The 16,933-nt window shown below is 64.1% G+C and carries 18 protein-coding genes; 10 read left to right on the top strand and 8 right to left on the bottom strand.

All coding sequences use genetic code 11. The features are described 5' to 3' along the window. Nucleotides 1-8 precede the first annotated feature (8 nt). Nucleotides 9-1,301, top strand: coding sequence for a glycoside hydrolase family 18 protein (locus NHH88_26315; GenBank protein USX13140.1), 1,293 nt, complete (start codon nt 9-11; stop codon nt 1,299-1,301). Nucleotides 1,302-1,441: 140 nt separating this feature from the next. Beyond that, nucleotides 1,442-2,155 carry a PEP-CTERM sorting domain-containing protein gene (locus NHH88_26310; protein USX13139.1) on the top strand — a complete coding sequence of 238 codons (714 nt, stop codon included), beginning with the start codon at nt 1,442-1,444 and terminating at the stop codon, nt 2,153-2,155. Nucleotides 2,156-2,217: 62 nt separating this feature from the next. Here NHH88_26310 and NHH88_26305 read toward each other — a convergent pair whose 3' ends face one another. From NHH88_26305 to NHH88_26275, 7 genes are all read right to left on the bottom strand, one after another. Continuing rightward, a complete protein-coding gene (locus NHH88_26305) occupies nt 2,218-3,537 on the bottom strand; it encodes a hypothetical protein (GenBank protein ID USX13138.1) in 1,320 nt (439 codons plus the stop codon). Nucleotides 3,538-3,738: 201 nt separating this feature from the next. Further along, on the bottom strand, nt 3,739-5,046 hold the full coding sequence (locus NHH88_26300) for an MFS transporter (GenBank protein ID USX13137.1): 1,308 nt from the start codon (nt 5,044-5,046) through the stop codon (nt 3,739-3,741). Between the two features lie 18 nt (nt 5,047-5,064). After that, the gene (nagZ, locus tag NHH88_26295; protein USX13136.1) at nt 5,065-6,558 is read right to left on the bottom strand and encodes a beta-N-acetylhexosaminidase; all 1,494 of its coding nucleotides are present in this window, start codon (nt 6,556-6,558) and stop codon (nt 5,065-5,067) included. A 128-nt stretch (nt 6,559-6,686) separates the two neighbouring features. Next, nucleotides 6,687-7,700 (bottom strand): SIS domain-containing protein, encoded by a 1,014-nt coding sequence (locus tag NHH88_26290; GenBank protein ID USX17441.1) that lies wholly within the window; start codon nt 7,698-7,700, stop codon nt 6,687-6,689. Nucleotides 7,701-7,705: 5 nt separating this feature from the next. Continuing rightward, complete coding sequence (gene nagA, locus NHH88_26285) at nt 7,706-8,803, bottom strand: N-acetylglucosamine-6-phosphate deacetylase (GenBank protein USX13135.1); 1,098 nt, start codon at nt 8,801-8,803, stop codon at nt 7,706-7,708. Then, nucleotides 8,800-9,477 (bottom strand): GntR family transcriptional regulator, encoded by a 678-nt coding sequence (locus NHH88_26280; GenBank protein USX17440.1) that lies wholly within the window; start codon nt 9,475-9,477, stop codon nt 8,800-8,802. The genes nagA and NHH88_26280 overlap by 4 nt, the downstream gene beginning before the upstream one ends. Before the next feature lie 72 nt (nt 9,478-9,549). Then, the gene (locus NHH88_26275; protein USX13134.1) at nt 9,550-10,443 is read right to left on the bottom strand and encodes an ATPase; all 894 of its coding nucleotides are present in this window, start codon (nt 10,441-10,443) and stop codon (nt 9,550-9,552) included. Between the two features lie 294 nt (nt 10,444-10,737). Between NHH88_26275 and NHH88_26270 the strand changes: the two genes are divergently transcribed. Continuing rightward, a complete protein-coding gene (locus NHH88_26270) occupies nt 10,738-11,004 on the top strand; it encodes a hypothetical protein (protein USX13133.1) in 267 nt (88 codons plus the stop codon). On the opposite strand, the gene NHH88_26265 is transcribed toward NHH88_26270, so the two are convergent. After that, nucleotides 11,001-12,371: a DUF2807 domain-containing protein gene (locus tag NHH88_26265; GenBank protein USX13132.1), complete on the bottom strand. Its 1,371-nt coding sequence runs from the start codon at nt 12,369-12,371 to the stop codon at nt 11,001-11,003. The two genes, NHH88_26270 and NHH88_26265, sit on opposite strands and share 4 nt — an antisense overlap. Nucleotides 12,372-12,578: 207 nt before the next feature. On the opposite strand from NHH88_26265, the gene NHH88_26260 reads away from it, so the two are divergent. The 7 genes from NHH88_26260 (at nt 12,579) to NHH88_26230 (ending at nt 16,919) form a co-directional block, all read left to right on the top strand. Next, on the top strand, nt 12,579-12,764 hold the full coding sequence (locus NHH88_26260; GenBank protein USX13131.1) for a hypothetical protein: 186 nt from the start codon (nt 12,579-12,581) through the stop codon (nt 12,762-12,764). 59 nt (nt 12,765-12,823) lie between these two features. After that, nucleotides 12,824-13,291: a hypothetical protein gene (locus NHH88_26255; protein USX13130.1), complete on the top strand. Its 468-nt coding sequence runs from the start codon at nt 12,824-12,826 to the stop codon at nt 13,289-13,291. A gap of 24 nt (nt 13,292-13,315) precedes the next feature. Then, complete coding sequence (locus NHH88_26250; GenBank protein USX13129.1) at nt 13,316-15,040, top strand: AAA family ATPase; 1,725 nt, start codon at nt 13,316-13,318, stop codon at nt 15,038-15,040. A 1-nt stretch (nt 15,041) separates the two neighbouring features. Beyond that, a complete protein-coding gene (locus NHH88_26245) occupies nt 15,042-15,767 on the top strand; it encodes a general secretion pathway protein GspB (GenBank protein ID USX13128.1) in 726 nt (241 codons plus the stop codon). 68 nt (nt 15,768-15,835) lie between these two features. Continuing rightward, nucleotides 15,836-16,024, top strand: coding sequence for a hypothetical protein (locus NHH88_26240; GenBank protein USX13127.1), 189 nt, complete (start codon nt 15,836-15,838; stop codon nt 16,022-16,024). Between the two features lie 82 nt (nt 16,025-16,106). Continuing rightward, on the top strand, nt 16,107-16,649 hold the full coding sequence (mobB, locus tag NHH88_26235; protein ID USX13126.1) for a molybdopterin-guanine dinucleotide biosynthesis protein B: 543 nt from the start codon (nt 16,107-16,109) through the stop codon (nt 16,647-16,649). Nucleotides 16,650-16,718: 69 nt separating this feature from the next. Beyond that, on the top strand, nt 16,719-16,919 hold the full coding sequence (locus tag NHH88_26230; GenBank protein ID USX13125.1) for a YjfB family protein: 201 nt from the start codon (nt 16,719-16,721) through the stop codon (nt 16,917-16,919). Nucleotides 16,920-16,933 lie beyond the last annotated feature (14 nt).

Here is a 16,933-nt window from a genome sequence, read left to right as displayed (position 1 = left end):
GAGACACCATGAAACTACACGCCGGCGCAGTGTTCGCGGCAACTGTCATCGCAGCTTTTTCGTCATCGTCCGCCATGGCCGATGAAGTGATCGGCTATTACCCCGGCTGGAAGTCGGCGACGTATCCGGTCACCGCCGTCAACGTCGGCGCCGACAAGTTGACGATGGCGCTGTACGCGTTCATCGACATGTGCTGGGACGGCAAGCATGGCAACCCGGAACCTTCCATCAATGACGAGGCGCCCTGCCAGGATGCCGCCGGCGATCCGGTGTCGGCCAACGGCGCGCTGGTGTTCGGCAACGCGGTCTCGGACGGCGCCAATCTGCGCGCGCTGGTGGCGTTGAAGAAGCAGTATCCGAAGTTCAAGGTGGTAGTGTCGGTCGGGGGCTGGAATTGGTCGAACCGGTTTTCCGATGTCGCCGATTCGGCCGCCGCGCGCGCCAATTTCGTCGCCTCGTCGGTGAAGCTGATGCGCCGCTTCGGTCTGGACGGCATCGACATCGACTGGGAATATCCAACCGAGGTTGGCGTGCCCTGCGTGGCGGGCAGGGTGTGCGCGCGGCCGCAGGACAAGCCGAACTACATCAAGCTGGTACGCGAGCTGCGTACCGCCTTCGACGCGGCCGGCAAGAAGGACGGCAAGCATTACAGCATCACGATCGCGTCGGGCGCCAACGCCAACTTCGTCAACGACGGCGCGGCGGGCAGCGGATGGATGAAGGAGCTGGCGCAAAGCCTAGACTGGATCAACATCATGACCTACGACTACCACGCGCCGTGGGAGAAAACCACCGGCCACTTGGCGGCGCTGAGCGGCGACCCGAAAGATCCGGTGGTCGACAAAGGGTTGTACGCGCAGGCGTCGGTGCAGCGCTATCTGGACGCCGGCATCCCGGCGGACAAGCTGGTGATGGGCGTGCCGTTTTACGGGTATGGCTGGAAGGGTTGCGCGCCGGGTCCGGCGGGCGATGGGCAGTATCAGCTGTGCGAAGGCGGCGCGACCGGCGGCGCCGATGGCGGCAACGCCTATGGTTTCAGCCATTTGCTGAAGCAGGGGATATTGACGCCTTCGTTCGAGGGCGGTAACGGCTACAAGCGGTATTGGAACGCGTCGGCCAAGGTGCCGTACCTGTACAACGCCAAGGAGCAGATCTGGATCACCTACGAGGACCAGGAATCGCTGAAAGGGAAGGCGAGCTACATCCGGTCGAAGAAACTGCGCGGGGCGATGTTCTGGGAGTTGGCAGCCGATGGCGAGCACCAGCTGTTGCAAACGCTGTCGTCGGCGATGAAACGTTGAACGCGCGCGGCGGGGAGCATACTGCAAGGTGTTGCTAAAATAGGTTTTAATAAAGCCAATAATACTTTTTTGAAAATACTCTATTTATAATTCCCTTGGCATTTTGCCGCATTGGAAGGTCAAACTTCTTTGGAGGGATTATGAAAAGTGTGTCAGCAAGATTGCTCGCGTTTTGCATGCTGTTTTGGGTAGCGATATCGGCCCATGCGCAGTACGCGGTCGCGCATGGTCAGGGCGTCGATTATTACTACGACACGGGGATGTATAGCGTGCCGACGGTGATTGGCAACCAGGTGGAGTTCGACATTATCATGCATTCGGAAGTGGGCTATCCCTCTGCCTACCGCAGCGACCGTTTCCAGATCTACGCGGTGTCGCAAACGGGCTATTTATTGAACGGGGCCATGACGATCGGTGTCGAGGGAACGATGCAATGGCCGAGCAGCAGCACGTTCGGCGCGCCGGACGCCACTGCCAGAATCAGCCTCAACACCTTTTTGTACCCGGGTACCGTTTCCGGCGTGGATGATCGGTTTTATCCTACCGATGTTAACGGTTTCGATAACCACGTCGAAGCCTCGGTCAACCCAAGGGGGGATTTCAACACCTCCGGCAGCTACAGCGGCTATGCCGTCGCCGGCGCCTCTGGCCTTTACCATACGCTTGGCCTGACCAACGTCGCTGAAATCAGCACCTACGAAAACTGGGACGCGTACGTCACTCTCGACAAGCTGCGATTCGATCTTGGCACGCAGTATGCCGGTCCGGTCCCTGAGCCGGAGAGTTACCTGACGATGGCGGCCGGTTTGCTCATGCTCGGCGCTACCCTGAAGCGACGCAACCGGAAGGCATAAGCAAAAGATCAGACTCAAAAAAAATGCCGGCTTCAAGCCGGCATTTTGACATCGCGCTGCGCTTACTTGGCAGCGGCGGCAGGTGCGGCTGCCGCTGGTTTGTTCTGATACATGATCCAGTAGCGCGCCAGGTCGCCACGGCCGTCGTTGCCGGTGATGGTTTCCAGCACCTTGATCGATTCATCCTTCTTGCCGGCCATCGCCAGCGCGTAGCCCAGACGCAGTTTCGCGTCTTCCGGATTCTTCGACACGCCTTTGGCGATACCTTGCTTCATCAGGTCGATACCCTTGTCGAACTGGCCCAGGGTGATGAAGTTGTAGCCCAGGTTGACCAGGCCGACACCATCCTTCGACTTCTGGGCGGAAGCGACACCTGCGTCGATGTTTTTCGCATCGTCGGCGGCGCCCTTGTTGGCGCTGTCGCGGATCTTCTGGATCGCGGCTTTGTCTTTGCCGGCCGGGATGGCGCCAGGGTAGGCCTTGTCCATCGCGATTTTACCTTCGGTGAAGAAGCCGCCCAGCACGGCCAGTTCGGCCTGTTCCAGATAGTCCTCAGGCTCCATCTTCGACGGCGCGGCGACGCCTTTCAGACGCGCCATGTCCAGGTCCAGGCGTGCGGCGTAGGTCTTCTTGCCGCGGGTGCGGTTCAGCAGGTCGAACCAGTAGTCTTCCGACGGGTAGTAGCGCACCAGCTCTTCGATCGCCGTCAGATACAGGTCGGTGTCCTTCAGCTTGATGCCGACGTTGCCCAGCAAATTGAGTTCGTCCTTGGTCGGCGCGGTGCCGGCTTTTTTGGCCGCTTCGATATCCTTCAGCACTTCGGTCTTGGCGGTGGCGAAGTCGTTCTTCAGGAAGTACGAACGCACGATGTACTGGCGCTGCTTGGCGTTGTCGCCCGATTCGGTGCCGTAGCGGTTGAACCAGGTGATGGCCTTGTCGTAGTCCTTGATGGAGCTGTAGTAGATGCCGGCGATGGCGTCGATGAAGCGCAATTTGTCTTCCTGTTTCAGACGGCCCGACTCGATCATCGCTTCCAGCGCCTTCAGGGTCAGCTCATTGTTGCCGGAGGCCTGGCCCAGTTGCACGCGCATCTGGTTCAGCACAAACGCTTCGTAAGGGGTCAGGTTGGGCGCGGCGGCGGCGCTATCGATGCGGGTCTGGTATTCCTGGTAGTTCTTGGCGTCGAGCAGCGGCTTGGTTTGCGCCGGGTCGATCAACTTGAAGATCTCCGGACGTACGGTGTCCTTCGGCGCTTCGGCGGCGGCTTTTTCCTTTTCCTTGTCCTGCGCGTGGGCGGCGGTCACGCCCAGCATGGCCGGTACCGCGTTCAGGCCGATGGCGGCCAGGATCAGACTAATACGAGCGAGACGAATATGGGACATGTTTAATCCTTCAAAAGACATGGGATGGCCGGCGCCGAGGCGCCATGCCGTCGCTATTGGAGTTAGTGTTCAAGGCCGCGCTGCGCGCGATCCGGCAAACCGCACATTCTACGATCCCTTTCCGGGAAGTAAAAGAGCCTGCCGGCCAAACCAACGTATTGTTACATAAATCATGGTTGATGCGCATTATTCAAGGGTGCTTCAACCGTGCGCTGGTCGCGCAACCACCGGCTCCGGCTCGCGCTGCGCGCGCGCGGTCATCGGAATGATCTGCGACAGGATGGCCACCGGGATCGCGCACAGCATCACCCAGATGAAGAAGTGCTGGTAGCCGAGCGCTATCTGGATGTCGCCGCTGAATAATTTGAACAGGACAAAGCCGAGCTGCATGATGCCGGTCGCGAAGGCGTAGTGCGCGGTCTGGTATTTGCCCGGCGCGACCACCTGCATCATGTACAGAATCAGGCCGACGAAGCCGAAGCCGTAGCCGAACATCTCGATGCTAAGCGCCGCGCCGATCACCGCCAGGTCGGTCGGCTGGAAGTAAGACAGCAAATAGAAGGCGGCGTTGGGCAGGTTGACGGCGAGGATCAGCCACAGGATGGCGCGCTTGAGGCTCAGCCACGAGGTGAAGTAGCCGCCGGCGATGCTGCCCACCAGGAAGGCCACCGTTCCCACCGTGCCGTAGACGGCGCCCACTTCGGCCGTGCTGAGGCCAAGGCCGCCAAGGTGGCGCGCCTCGCGCAGGAACAAGGGGCCGATCGACTGCACCTGCGCCTCGCCGGCGCGGAACAGGATGATGAACAGGATCGAGACCCAGATGCCGGGCTTTTTGAAGAACTCGACGATCACTTCCCACAGCGTGCGGGCGATGGCGGCGGCGTTGGTGCCGGTGCTTACCGCGTTCTTCGACTGGGGCAGCGCCCAACTGTTGTAAAGCCCGAGGCCGACCATGACCGCAGCCAGGATGAGGAAGCAGATGGTCCACGCGGGCACCACGCCGATGGTTTGCTCGAAGTGCCCGGCCAGCACCAGCAGCCCGCCGGTGGTGAGGAACTTCCCGGCGTTGAAGAAGGTGCCGGTCCAGCCGGCGTATTGCGCCTGGCCTTTTTCATCGAGGCTGGTGATATACAGGCCATCGCAGGCGATATCGTGCGTGGCCGCCGAGATGGCCACCAGCGCAAGCATCGCCATGCACGCGGCGAACCAGAACGGCGCGTGCAACGCCAGCGCGACGCCGCCGAGACATACGCCGCCGAAGATCTGGAAGGTGACCACGATCAGTTTTTTGCTGCTGGCCAGTTCGAGGAAGGGACTCCACAACGGTTTAAACACCCACGCGAAGCCGATCAAGGCGGTCCAGCGATTGATGTCGCTATTGGGCATGCCCATGCTCTTTAACATCTGGTTGGCGACGATGGCCACCGCGAAGAACGGCAGGCCTTGCGCCAGATAGAGGCTGGGCACCCAGAACTTCGGATTGCGGATGTTTTGATTGTTGTGGTCCACGTCGTCCCCGGATTATTTTTATTCGAAGCCCGGCACCGGCGCGCGACCGGTGGCTGGCAGTTCGTCGGCCAGCCACAGGTTGACCGCGTCCAGCGCCGGTTTGGCGAAGCCGTAGGTCATCAGCGCGGGCGCCTGGATGTCGAGCGCCTGGTACGGGTTCCACAACGCCAGATGCAGGTCGGGACGCCAGGTGGCGCGCGCGTGCTCGCCGTAGCGCAGGCGCGAGGTCGAGGCCAGCATCGTGAAGCGGCCGTCGCGGGGCAGGGCGCTCCAGTCGAAGGTCTCGGCGTCGGCGAAGGTCACCAGTTCGACGTCGTACAGGCGGCGCAGCGAGGCGGCCACCGTTTCGGCCGGCACGCCGGCTTCCGATACGCCGTCGCTGACGACGTCCTGGCGCACCACCAGTCGGACGTGCGCGCCCTTGGCGGGGCGGCGCGGCTGGCCGTAGGCCGTCAGCGCGCGGCACCAGCCTTCGGCCATGACGTCGCGGTCGGCAGCGTCTTCCTTGTACGAGCGCGGTTTGCACGGATAGGCCAGCGCCAGCGCCGACAAGCGGTCCAGGCGCTGCTGGACGTCTTGCGATGTCAGCTCGCCGGAGGCTAGCGCCGCCGCGATGGAGTTCAGCGTTTCGTCCTGCGTTTCCGGCGTGCCGAGGGCCATCACCATGTCGGCGCCGGCGGTCAGCGCGCGCACCGCCGCGTTGCCCACGCCGTAGCGGCCGGCGATGGCGTGCATGTCCATGCCGTCGGTGATGACGATGCCTTTGTACTTCCACTCGTCGCGCAGCAGGCCTGTGAGGATGCGGCGCGACATCGTGGCCGGGTTGTCCGGGTCCAGGGTCGGGTAGACGATGTGCGCGGTCATCATCGCCGGCGCGGCCGCCGACGCGATCCGGAACGGCGCCAGTTCCAGGCGGTCCAGTTCCTCCACCGGCTTGTTCACGGTCGGCAGGTCGCGGTGCGAATCGACGTTGGTGTCGCCGTGGCCGGGGAAGTGCTTGACGCAGCAGGCCACGCCTTCGGCATGGCTGCCGGCCATCCACGCCATCGCCAGTTCGGCGGCGCGCTGTGGTTCGGCGCCGAAGGAGCGTTCGGCGATGACCGGATTGTGCGGGTTGTTATTCAGGTCCAGCACCGGCGCGAAGTTCCAGTTGAAGCCCAATGCCTTGACGGCGCGCGCCACGGCGGCGCCGGTGCGGTAGGCCAGGTCGGTGTCGTCGGCCGCGCCCAGGCCCATGGCCGCAGGCGGCGCCGGCACCCAGGTCGAGCGGACCACGGCGCCGCCTTCCTGGTCGATGGCGATCAGCGATTCCGGTCCCATGACCGCGCGCAGGTCGGCCGTCAGCTTGCCCAGTTGTTCGGAGTCGGTCATGTTGCCCCGGAAAAGGCAGACGGCGCGGATGCTGTTCGCCTTCAGGAAGTCGGCGGTGGCCGCGTCCAGCACCGTGCCGGGGAAGCGGATCATGATCAGTTGGCCCGCGATTTTCCGCAGATCGTTGTGGGTTTGGGTCATTTTGCGGTTCCGTTCAGGTGACAACGGTGCAGCCGCTTTAAACCCGCACGTCGGCATGCCGGGGTCGTACCCCGTACGGGGTACGACCCCATGCTCTGCGGGTTGCTGCGCGGCTCACTCATATCGTCTTAATTTGTTTTGGTGACTTTGCTCAGGTGGCGCGGCGCGTCCGGGTCCATGCCGCGCGCGGCCGACAGTTTCGCCGCCATCACGTAGAAGGTCTGGATCGCCACGATCGGATCGAGATCCGGCGTCGCCGCCACCGGCAAGGTCAGGTCGCGCTCGGCCACGTCGGCCGGCGCGGCCAGCAGCACGCGGGCGCCACGGCCGCGCATCTCGCTGGCCAGTTGCAGCAGGCCGGCTTGTGTCGGACCGCGCGTGGCAAAGATCACCAGCGGATAGCCTTCTTCGATCAGCGCCATCGGGCCGTGCTTGATCTCCGCGCCGCTGAACGCTTCCGCCTGCAGCGCCGAGGTTTCCTTGAACTTCAACGAGGCTTCCAGCGCAACCGGGAAGCTGATGCCGCGACCGACCACCATGATGTTGCGGGCCGGGGCCAGCACCTCCAGCGCCGGGGACCAGTCCTCGGTGGTGGCGGCGCGCAGCGACTCGGGCAGCGCCTGCAGGCCTTCCAGCAGCTCCGGATCGTCCTGCCACGCGGCCACCAGGCGGGCGCCGGCGACCAGGCTGGTGATGAAGCTCTTGGTCGCGGCCACGCTTTGCTCTTTGCCTGCGCGCAGCGGCATGGCCCATTCGGCGGCGTGCGCCAGCGGCGAATCGATGTCGTTGACCAGCGCGATAGTGGTGGCGCCGCCGTCGCGGAAGTATTTGATCGGCTCGACCACGTCCGGGCTCTGGCCCGATTGCGAGATCGAGATCGCCAGCGTGTCGCGGGTGATCAGCGGCGATTTGTTCAACGTCACCAGCGACATCGGCAGCGACGCCACCACGCGGCCCAGGCGCGCCATGATCAGGTAGGCGGCGTAGGCGCAGGCGTGGTCCGACGAACCGCGCGCGATGGTCAGCGCGGTCGAGAAGGAGGTGCTCCTCAATTTGCGGCCCAGCTCCGCGTAACGGTCGCCATCGTGGGCCAGTTGCAGGGCCACGCAATCAGCTGCGGACAGGGCTTCTTTCAACATCATTGAGGTCACAACAATTCTCCTTCGATATAGACGGCTTTGAGGTTCAGGTCACGGTCGAGCACCACGAAGTCGGCGTAGGCGCCGGGGGCCACGCGGCCCCGCTCTTGCAGGCCGAGATAGTCGGCCGCATACGTTGAGACCCGTGCCGAGGCATCCGCCAGATCGAGGCCGAGTCCGACCAGGTTGCGCAGCGCCTGGTCCATGGTGAGGGTGCTGCCGGCCAGGGTGCCGTCGGGCAGGCGCACGCCGCCCATGCACTTGTGAACGACCTGGCGGCCCAGCATATATTCGCCGTCCGGCATGCCGGTGGCGGAGGTGGAATCGGTCACGCAGTACAGACGCGGAATGCACCGCAGCGCGGTCTTGATGGCGCCAGGGTGCACGTGCAGAAGGTCCGGTATCAGTTCGGCGTACTGCGCGTGGGCCAGCGCCGCGCCGACCATGCCCGGCTCGCGGTGGTGCAGGCCGGTCATCGCGTTGAACAGGTGGGTGAAGCCGTGGGCGCCGTTTTCCAGCGCCGCCTTGCCGTCCTCGTAGGAGCCCAGCGTGTGGCCGATCTGCACCCGCATGCCGGCGTCCGACAATTCCTTGACCAGTTCCAGGTGGCCGTCGATTTCCGGCGCCACGGTGATCAGTTTCAGGGGCGCCAGCGTTTCGAGGCGTTCGACGTCGGCCAGCTTGGCCGAGCGCGCGTAGTTGGGCTGCGCACCGAGCTTGCCGGAGTTGATGTACGGGCCTTCGAGGTGGGCGCCGAGCACGCGCGCTTCGCCTTTGCCACGCTGGGCGGCGGCCTTGCCGATGCCGGCCAGCGCGAGGTCGATATCCTCCGGCGGCGCCGTCATGGTGGTCGCCAGCATGCTGGTGGTGCCGTGCCGCGCGTGGATGGCGGCGATGGTGCGGACCGCGTCGCCGCCTTCCATCACGTCCTTGCCGCCGCCGCCGTGCACGTGCAGGTCGATGAAGCCGGGGATGATGTAGTCGTCGGCGTTGAGGGCCGGATCGATGCCGCCGCCGGTGATGGCGATCACGCGTTCGTCGAATGTGACTTCGCCGCGGATCCAGCCCGCCGACGTAAGGATATTGCCTTTGATTGCACTGCTCATCTGCGCGACTCCGCTACGAATTCATAATAATCACTACGGCAATACGAGTGGGTCAGTTCCACCGCTGCGCCGTTGTCGAGATAACTGACGCGGGTGATGTGCAGCATGGCGGCACCCGCAGGTATGTTGGCCAGGCGCGCTTGTTCCACGCTGGCGTTGACGGCGCGGATATGCTGCAACGCGCGCATCGGGATCGTGCCCTTCGATTCCAGGTAGCCGTACAGCGAATCGGTCACGCTGTGCGGGTTGGGCATGTACTGGGCCGGGATGGTGGTCGTCTCGATCGCCATCACCACGTCGTCGGCGGTGCGCAGGCGCTTCAGGCGCGCCACCGGCATGTTGGGCGAGAGGCCGAGCGACAGCACCTCCACCGGGGAGGCCACGCCGATGTCGCGTTGCAGCCAGCGCGACCCGGCGTTGAAGCCGCGCTCCCGCAGTTCCTCGGAAAAGCTGGTCAGTCGCGACAAGGGCTGCTCCAGTTTCGGCGTGATGTAGGTGCCCGAGCCGCGCTTGCGGGTCAGCATGCCGCGCTCGCACAGCATGTCGATCGCCTTGCGGGCGGTGACGCGCGAGATATTGAGCATCTCCGACAGCACGCGCTCGGACGGCAAGGCCTCGTTGGCGCGCCACTCGCCGTTGACGATGCCGTCGGACAGCTTGTTCGCCAGCTGCATGTACAGCGGCGTGTCGCTGCCGGCGTCCGGCTCGAAATCTTTCAGCTGTTCGCTCGACTGGGCCAGCACGGGCTACTCCTTCAATCGTTGTTGGATCAGCCGCAGCGCGCCGGCCGCCGAATCGCCTTGCGCAACCACGATGCGCGCCAGGGTGGCCGCCGGCAGGTAGGGGCGCAATGGCTCACCCAGGCCGCCGCACAACGCGATTGGCAGCGCGCCGCTGCGATCGAGCGCGTCGGCCATGCGTTCCACTTCGCGTCCCGCTTCGAGCAGGATGGCGCGCGCAGTGGGATTCGATTCGCCATGGCGCAGCACCGCGCGCGCCAGTTGCGCGTATTGGGTCTGCGTGGCCTTGGCCAGCCACTGCTGCACCGATAGGCGCGTCTGCGCGAGGTCCGCGCCTTGGGCAGCGCCGCAGGCTTCCGCGACGTCGGCGGCGAACGCGTCGTCCGGCTTGCGGCCGTCGAGCACTTGCTGCAGGTGGTTGGCCGCGCGCAGTCCCATCCAGGCCCCGCTGGCCTCGTCGCCGGCCGGGAAGCCCCAGCCGCTCACTTCGACATGCGGGCCCCGGACCGGTTTGACCTCGCCGACGCTGCCGGTGCCCAGCGCGATGATCGCGCCCGGCAGGCCGGCGTGGGCGCCGAGCACGGTGGTATGGCCGTCCGATTCCAGCGCCAGGTGCGCATAACCCGGGTTGGCGGCGACGAACTGCGCCGCCCAGGCCCGATTATGCACGCCGGCCAACCCAAGGCCGATCGCGATGGACGACCTGGCGGGGAAATCGAGGTCGGCGGCGGCGAAGGCTTTGGTTGCGGCGTCTTCGACTGCCGCCCAGGCGCCGGCGATGCCGTGCGACAGGGCGGAGGGGCCGCTGGCGCCGCTTGCCAGTTCGACGCCGTCGGCGCGCGCCAGGCGAACCCTGGTGCCACTGCCTCCGCCGTCAACGCCGATTAAAAATTCGATCATGGGTATCCGAAAACGCTGTCGCTGGAAATCCGGCCGGGCCGGGGTGGTTGAGGGCACTATATGGTTGCCCAACCAGCTTGTCAACAGGTATTTAACTGGTATTATAAAATATTGAAGTGGACTTGCGTTGTCGAGTTGGTATTTGTTGGTAACTATCTGTTTTTAATGGAAATTGACGAGCCGGGGCAAGCTCGCAGGCGAGCCGTCGATGCATGCCACTTTGGTCTGGTTTTGGTAGGGAGGGCGGCGGAAGGAGTACAATTCCGCTTTGCTAGATATTTAAAGGTAAGACAAATGACTGACTATTGGGACGACTGGCAGCGCGAAGCGTTGGCTGCGGGCGTGAAGGCGCCGTTGGCCAAGCTGGGGATGGAAGTGCTGAAGACGCACCGCAAGAACCGCTGGCCATCGCACTTTTTGGGCCGCATGGAAGACGGGCCGATGATGATTGAAATGTGTCTGGAAGAGCCGGACGAGACGGAGTTGCTGTTCGTCGAGAACCTGCATCCGTATGACGACAAGCTGATTGCCGCCACCAAGAAGCGCCTCTGCTTCGACTAATTGTTGGCTTTGTCGCGGGTGCCGGTGCGCTCGTACGTCACCAGGCGCGATTGTTCCGCCGCCTTGCCATTCACATTGACCACCGCGTTGCCCGGCCCGCGCACGATGACGTCGGCCTGGCCGGTCCACAACTGCTTCGCGTTAAGGTTGCCCGAGCCGCTTAGCTGCGCGGTCAGGGTGGCGGTTTTGCCGTCGAGCTTGACCTCGCCGGGGCCGTGCATGTTCAGCCGCACGCTCTTGCAGTCGGCCGTCGCCGTCAGGTCGCCGGGGCCGCCCACTTCCGCCTCCAGCGTGTCGCTGACACGGTTCAGATGAATATTGCCGGGACCGCGGCTGCGCGCCACCGCGCGGCCGACCTGCAAGGTCTTGGCGTCCAGGTCGCCGGGGCCGCTGACTTCCGCGCTCAGCATTGCCGTCGCCCCCGACAAGGTCATGCTGCCCGGGCCGCTAAGGATGGCGCGCACCGTTTGCGCCTGCAGGCCGCGCACCGTCAGGTCGCCCGAGCCGTGGACTTCGGCGTCGAGTTTCTTGATGTTGCCGGCGATGCAGGCGTCGCCCGGACCGTGCAGCATGGCGCTGGCCGCCTCGGTGCTCAGTCCGCAGGCGTCGAGATCGCCAGGGCCCGCCACTTCGGCGCGAATTTCCTTCGCGTTGCCGCGCAAGGTGACCGATCCCGGCCCGTGCATCGCGGTGTTGATCTTGCCGGCGTTGATGTCGGTAATGTCGAGGTCGCCCGGCCCGTTGACCGAGATGTTCAGATCCTGCGTGACGCCGGCGGCGTTGATGTCGCCGGGACCGTTGGAGACCACGTTCAGGCTGGCCGCTTTCAAGTTGCGCAGCTCGAGGTCGCCGCTGCCGGAGGAGGTGACCGTCAGCTCCTGCACCGTGCCGTTGGCGCGAATGTCGCCGGCGCCCTCGGACGTCAAACTGAGCGCCTGGCCCTGGAATTGTTGCAGATCGACGTCGCCGCTGCCGGCGGCGCGCAGGCTTTTCAAGGTCGCGGCGTTGATTCGCACCGTCACCTGCGACTTATGGTCGTTGTTCCAGTTAAAGTTGAAGACCCAGCCGTTGCTCTTTTTGCGCGGCTGGCGCACGGTGAGCGTGTCGCCGCTGACCGAGGTTTCGATGTCGGCGAACTTTTTGCGCGGGCCGGACAGTTCGATGCCGTTGCCGGCCTGGTTGGTGACGATCACGCGGAACGGGCCGTTCAGGTTGATGCTGGTGAACGGCGCGACGGTGCGGGTCTCGGTGCCGATGGCGCCGTCGGATTTGCTGTCGGCCTTGGTGTCGGCCTGGGCGTAGCCGCCGGCGACGGCGGCCGCCAGCAGGGTGCAGGCCAGCGCCTGGTGTTTGATCGTCTGCTTCATTTTTTATCTCGATTGTGGAAGTGGCGAGGAATGAACGATATGACAAAAGCAAGCAAGCGGCGCGCGGAATGGGACGGATGCGCGGAATAGTGGGATCAACGGCAAAAAAGCGGCGCTGAACTGCGATTCAACTTGTCGTCGCGGGCGCCGATAATGTCATAATCGGGTTACTGATGCTCGAGCGGGGAAAGGAAGCGGGGGGCGGACATGATTAAATACATGGGGACAAAAAACACGGACGACGGTTCGGTGCTGTATGTGTTCTTAATCAACGGCTTACAGAAGGAAATCCGGGAAACGGCCTTGAAGCAGTACCCGGGATGCTATGAGGCGTTGCCGGCGACCGCCAAGGCACGGATCAGCGCCAACCGCTCCTGGTTATCGAAACTTTAATGATGACGTTTTCCTTATCGCGACGCCGCGCTGCGTTTTGCGCACTGGCGGCGTCCGCCATGCTGCTTTCCAGCGTCGCCCGGGCGCAAGCGGTGCCCACCACCTTCGGCACCGTCATCGGCAACGGCCTGCTGTGCCGCGACCAGACCGCCAATTTCTATTACTACGATTACCTGCTCAAGGCCTTCGGCCCGGCCTACAAGCACGACGGCGGCGCCTTCTGGTTCAAGACCGAGGGCGCCAACCTGTGGGGCACGCCGGTCTCCGAGGTGATGGTCAGCGACGACACCAGCACCTATATTTTCGTCGGCGCCGTGGCCGAGGCCACGCCGGAGGAGCTGGAGAAAGCGATCATCGCCCAGGTCGGCGTTCATTATGCGAGAATCGACACGTCGGCCTTTCCGGTGCGCGAGGCCAAGCCGGCCAGCCGCATCGTTTATTTCGATACCAAATCCAAGATTTACTGCGCGAAGTACAAGCCCTTGCCGCCGGTGCAGCCGCCTGCCGTGCGCCAGCGGATAAAATAGGGTACGCGCACTCCCAAGGTCTTCATGTACACCCACTTTTTCAATCTGAAGCAATCGCCGTTTTCCATCGCGCCCGATCCGCGCTACCTGTTCATGAGCGAACGCCACCGCGAGGCGCTGGCCCATCTGCTGTACGGCATCGGCAGCGGCGGCGGTTTCGTGCTGCTGACGGGGGAGATCGGCGCCGGCAAGACCACCGTGTGCCGCTGCTTCATGGAGCAGATCCCGGAGAACTGCAAGCTGGGCTATATCTTCAATCCCAAGCTGTCGGTGGAGGAACTGTTGCTGTCGATCTGCGACGAGTTCGGCATCGAGCTGCCGCCGCAGGGCGCCGGCGCCGTCAGCGTCAAGGGCTATGTCGACGCGATCAACGCCTATCTGCTGGCCAGCCACGCGCAGGCAAAGAACAATGTGCTCATCATCGACGAGGCGCAGAACCTGTCGGCCGAGGTGCTGGAGCAGTTGCGCCTGCTGACGAATCTGGAAACGAGCGAGCGCAAGCTGCTGCAAATCATCCTGATCGGCCAGCCCGAGCTGCGCACGATGCTGGCGCGGCCGGAACTGGAACAGTTGGCGCAGCGCGTCATCGCCCGCTATCACCTGGGCTCCTTGACCGAGGCCGAAACCGGCGCCTATATCGAGCACCGGCTGGCGGTGGCCGGCGCGTCGGCGATCGCGCCGTTTCCGCGTCGCCTGATGGGGCTGGTGCACAGTCTGGCGAAAGGCGTGCCGCGCCGTATCAACCTGCTGTGCGACCGGGCGCTGCTGGGCGCGTATGTCGAGAACCAGCCGCAGGTGACGCGCGTCATCTTGCGCCGCGCGGCGTCGGAGGTGTTTTCAGGGCAGGAAGTGGCGCCGGGCGCGTTGCTTGCCTCCTCGGCCGGGCGGCGCTGGCCGCTGGTGGCGGCCGGCGCGCTCGGTGGCGTGATCATCAGCGCGGTGCTGTGGCAGTTGGCGGCGCACGACGCCAAGCCGGGCATGCAGAGTGCCCGGGCCGCTTCGGCGACGCCGTCGGCAGCCGGTGGCGCCGCTGTCGCCGTGCCGAAGGCGGGTGCGCAGGCGCCCGCGCTTGCACCGGCCGCGTCCTTGCCCTCCGCGGCCAACGCGATGCCAGCAGCCTTGCCGGCGGCCGCGCCGGCCGAAGGCGCGAGCAAGGCGGCGGCGTTGCGCCAGCTCGCCGGCATGTGGGGGCTGGCGCTGGTCGACGGCGATCCCTGTCCGACGGCGGCGCGCCTGAACCTGCGTTGCCTGCAAACCAAAGGCGGCATCGACGATCTGCGCCTGCTGGACCGTCCGGCGGTGCTGACCCTGCGCGACGATCCCGTCGCGCCCAACTATGTGTTGTTGACCGCGCTCGATAAACGCAACGCGACCATCACGCCCCCTGGTGGTGCGCCCCAGACCATCGGCCTGGATGCGCTGGGCGCGCGCTTCGGCGGCGAGTTCACCACGTTCTGGCGGGCGCCACGCAGTTGGCGCGACGAGGTAACCGTCGGCGATCATGGACCGGATGTGGACTGGCTGGCCAAGCGCTTGTCGCAACTGTACGAGCTGAAAAAGCCGCAGGAAAACCAACCGTTGGACGCGGCGCTGCGCAGCCGTCTGACCGAGTTCCAGACCGAGCAGCATCTCAAGGCGGACGGCGTGGCCGGTCCGAAAACTTTCATCCGACTGTATCAGTTGGGCGGCGTACAGGAGCCACGTCTGCTGGCCCGTGCCGGCAAGGCCGACGCCGTGGCAGGGAAATAATATGTCCTATATTTTGGAAGCGCTGAAAAAAGCGCAGGCGGAACGTCAACTCGGCAACTCGCCGACCCTGCACGCGCCCACATTGCAATCGGTGGACCGGTCTTCGGCCGGCGGACGTCTTAAAAAGCCGTTGCTGTTGTTGATCGTGGGAATGGGCGTCGTCATCGCCGCGCTGCTGGTCATGGTGTTGAAGCCGGCGGCGGCGCCCGCCGACGCTCCGCTTGTTCAGGGCGGGGTGAGTGCACCAGCGCCAGCCGCGCCGCCGGTGCCGGCGGCACCTGTCCTTGCCACGCAGACGCCGGTCCAGGTTGTCGCCGATAGTGCCGCGCCGTTGCCGGCGCCCGTCGCCGCGCTGCCGCCACCGGTGGCCACGCTCACCCCGGCGCCGCGCAAGCACGCCGAATCGCAAACGGTTCAGGCCGCGCCTCAGGCGGGCGCCAATGCAAGTCCTACGGCCGCCCCGGGCGCACAGGCCAAGGCGCCCGCCGCGTTCGAGGAACCGGTCCAGAATTTGCGCGATCTGCCCGAGCCCATCCAGCGCTCGATTCCGCAGGTCGCCGTCGGCGGTTACATTTATTCCAAGAATCCGTCCGACCGGCTGTTGTTGATCGACAAAGTGCTGCGCCGCGAAGGGGAGGAGGTCGCGCCCGGCCTCAAACTGGAAAAACTGAACCCCAAGGAAGCCGTCTTCAATTTCAAAGGCTATCGTTACCGCGTTCCGTATTGACCTGTCATCAACTTGTCACTCGGTAGTGATATTTTCTTATCATTGAAAACAATGCATGGGGAAATATCATGAAACACCTGAGAATATTGCCTTTCCTGATAGCCGCAGCCTTCGCCATGCCACGCGCGCAGGCGGCGGAAGTCGATACCCAGCAAGAACCGATCGGCTACGGCGCCGGACTGCTATGCCTGGGCCTGGTCCTGCTGGCCAACGGCCGGGCGCGCAACGATGCGTTCAACCAAAAGAACGACGAGTAAATATCTGGCCGGAAGCCTCGCTACGTCCTTAAATGTTGCTGCGTATAATGGCGGTAACAGATTGGGGTAGAGGGGTTGATCGATGCAGCAAGAGAGTTCCGCGCACATGCGCAATGTTCTGGGCGTCATCGGGACGTCCGGCAGCGGTAAGACCACGTTGCTGGAATTCCTGATCGCCCGGCTGGCTGCGCAGGGGCTGAAGGTCAATGTCATCAAGCACAGCCACCACGACCTGGAACTGGAGCCGCCGCAGAAGGACAGCGCCCGCTTGCGCATGGCCGGCGCCGCCGAAGTCATGGTGGCGTCGCCGTTCCGTGTCGCTATCATCCGCGAACTGCGCGGCGCCCCCGAACCGACTTTGCAGGAACAGCTGAACCGCCTGTCGCCGGCAGACCTGACCCTGCTCGAAGGGTTCAAGACCTATCCGATCGACAAGCTGGAAGTCTATCGCGCCGAGCAGGGCCGTGCGCCGCTGTATCCGCTCGATCCGCACGTCGTCGCGGTTGCCTCCGACTTGCCCCGACCCGCCGATTTGTTGCCCGGCACGGTATGGCTGAACCTGAACGCGCCCACCGAGGTACTGGCCTGGCTGGTGGCCCACGTCGAGAAAAAAAAGTTAAAATAAATCGCGGGAAGACTAAAGTTCTTCTCGAATCATCCGTAAAAGAAGTGATACCCCTTAAAGGAGGATGATATGGACGTTTCAAGTATTGCTCAAGCCGCAACCTCGATGGCGGAAACCGGCAACAAGCAGGCGGTCGGCCTGGCTGTGCTGAAAAAAGCCCAGGATATCCAGGCTTCCAGCGCGCAGGCCTTGATTGAAGCCATTCCTCCCGCGCCGTCGGCGCAGAGATTGCCTTCGAACCTGGGTAACACCATCAATACCACCGCCTGAGCGGTGGTTTCGCG

The sequence above is a fragment of the Oxalobacteraceae bacterium OTU3CAMAD1 genome, from assembly GCA_024123915.1.
Classification (GTDB): Bacteria; Pseudomonadota; Gammaproteobacteria; order Burkholderiales; family Burkholderiaceae_D; genus Rugamonas.
This window is presented reverse-complemented; position numbering and strand designations above follow the sequence as displayed.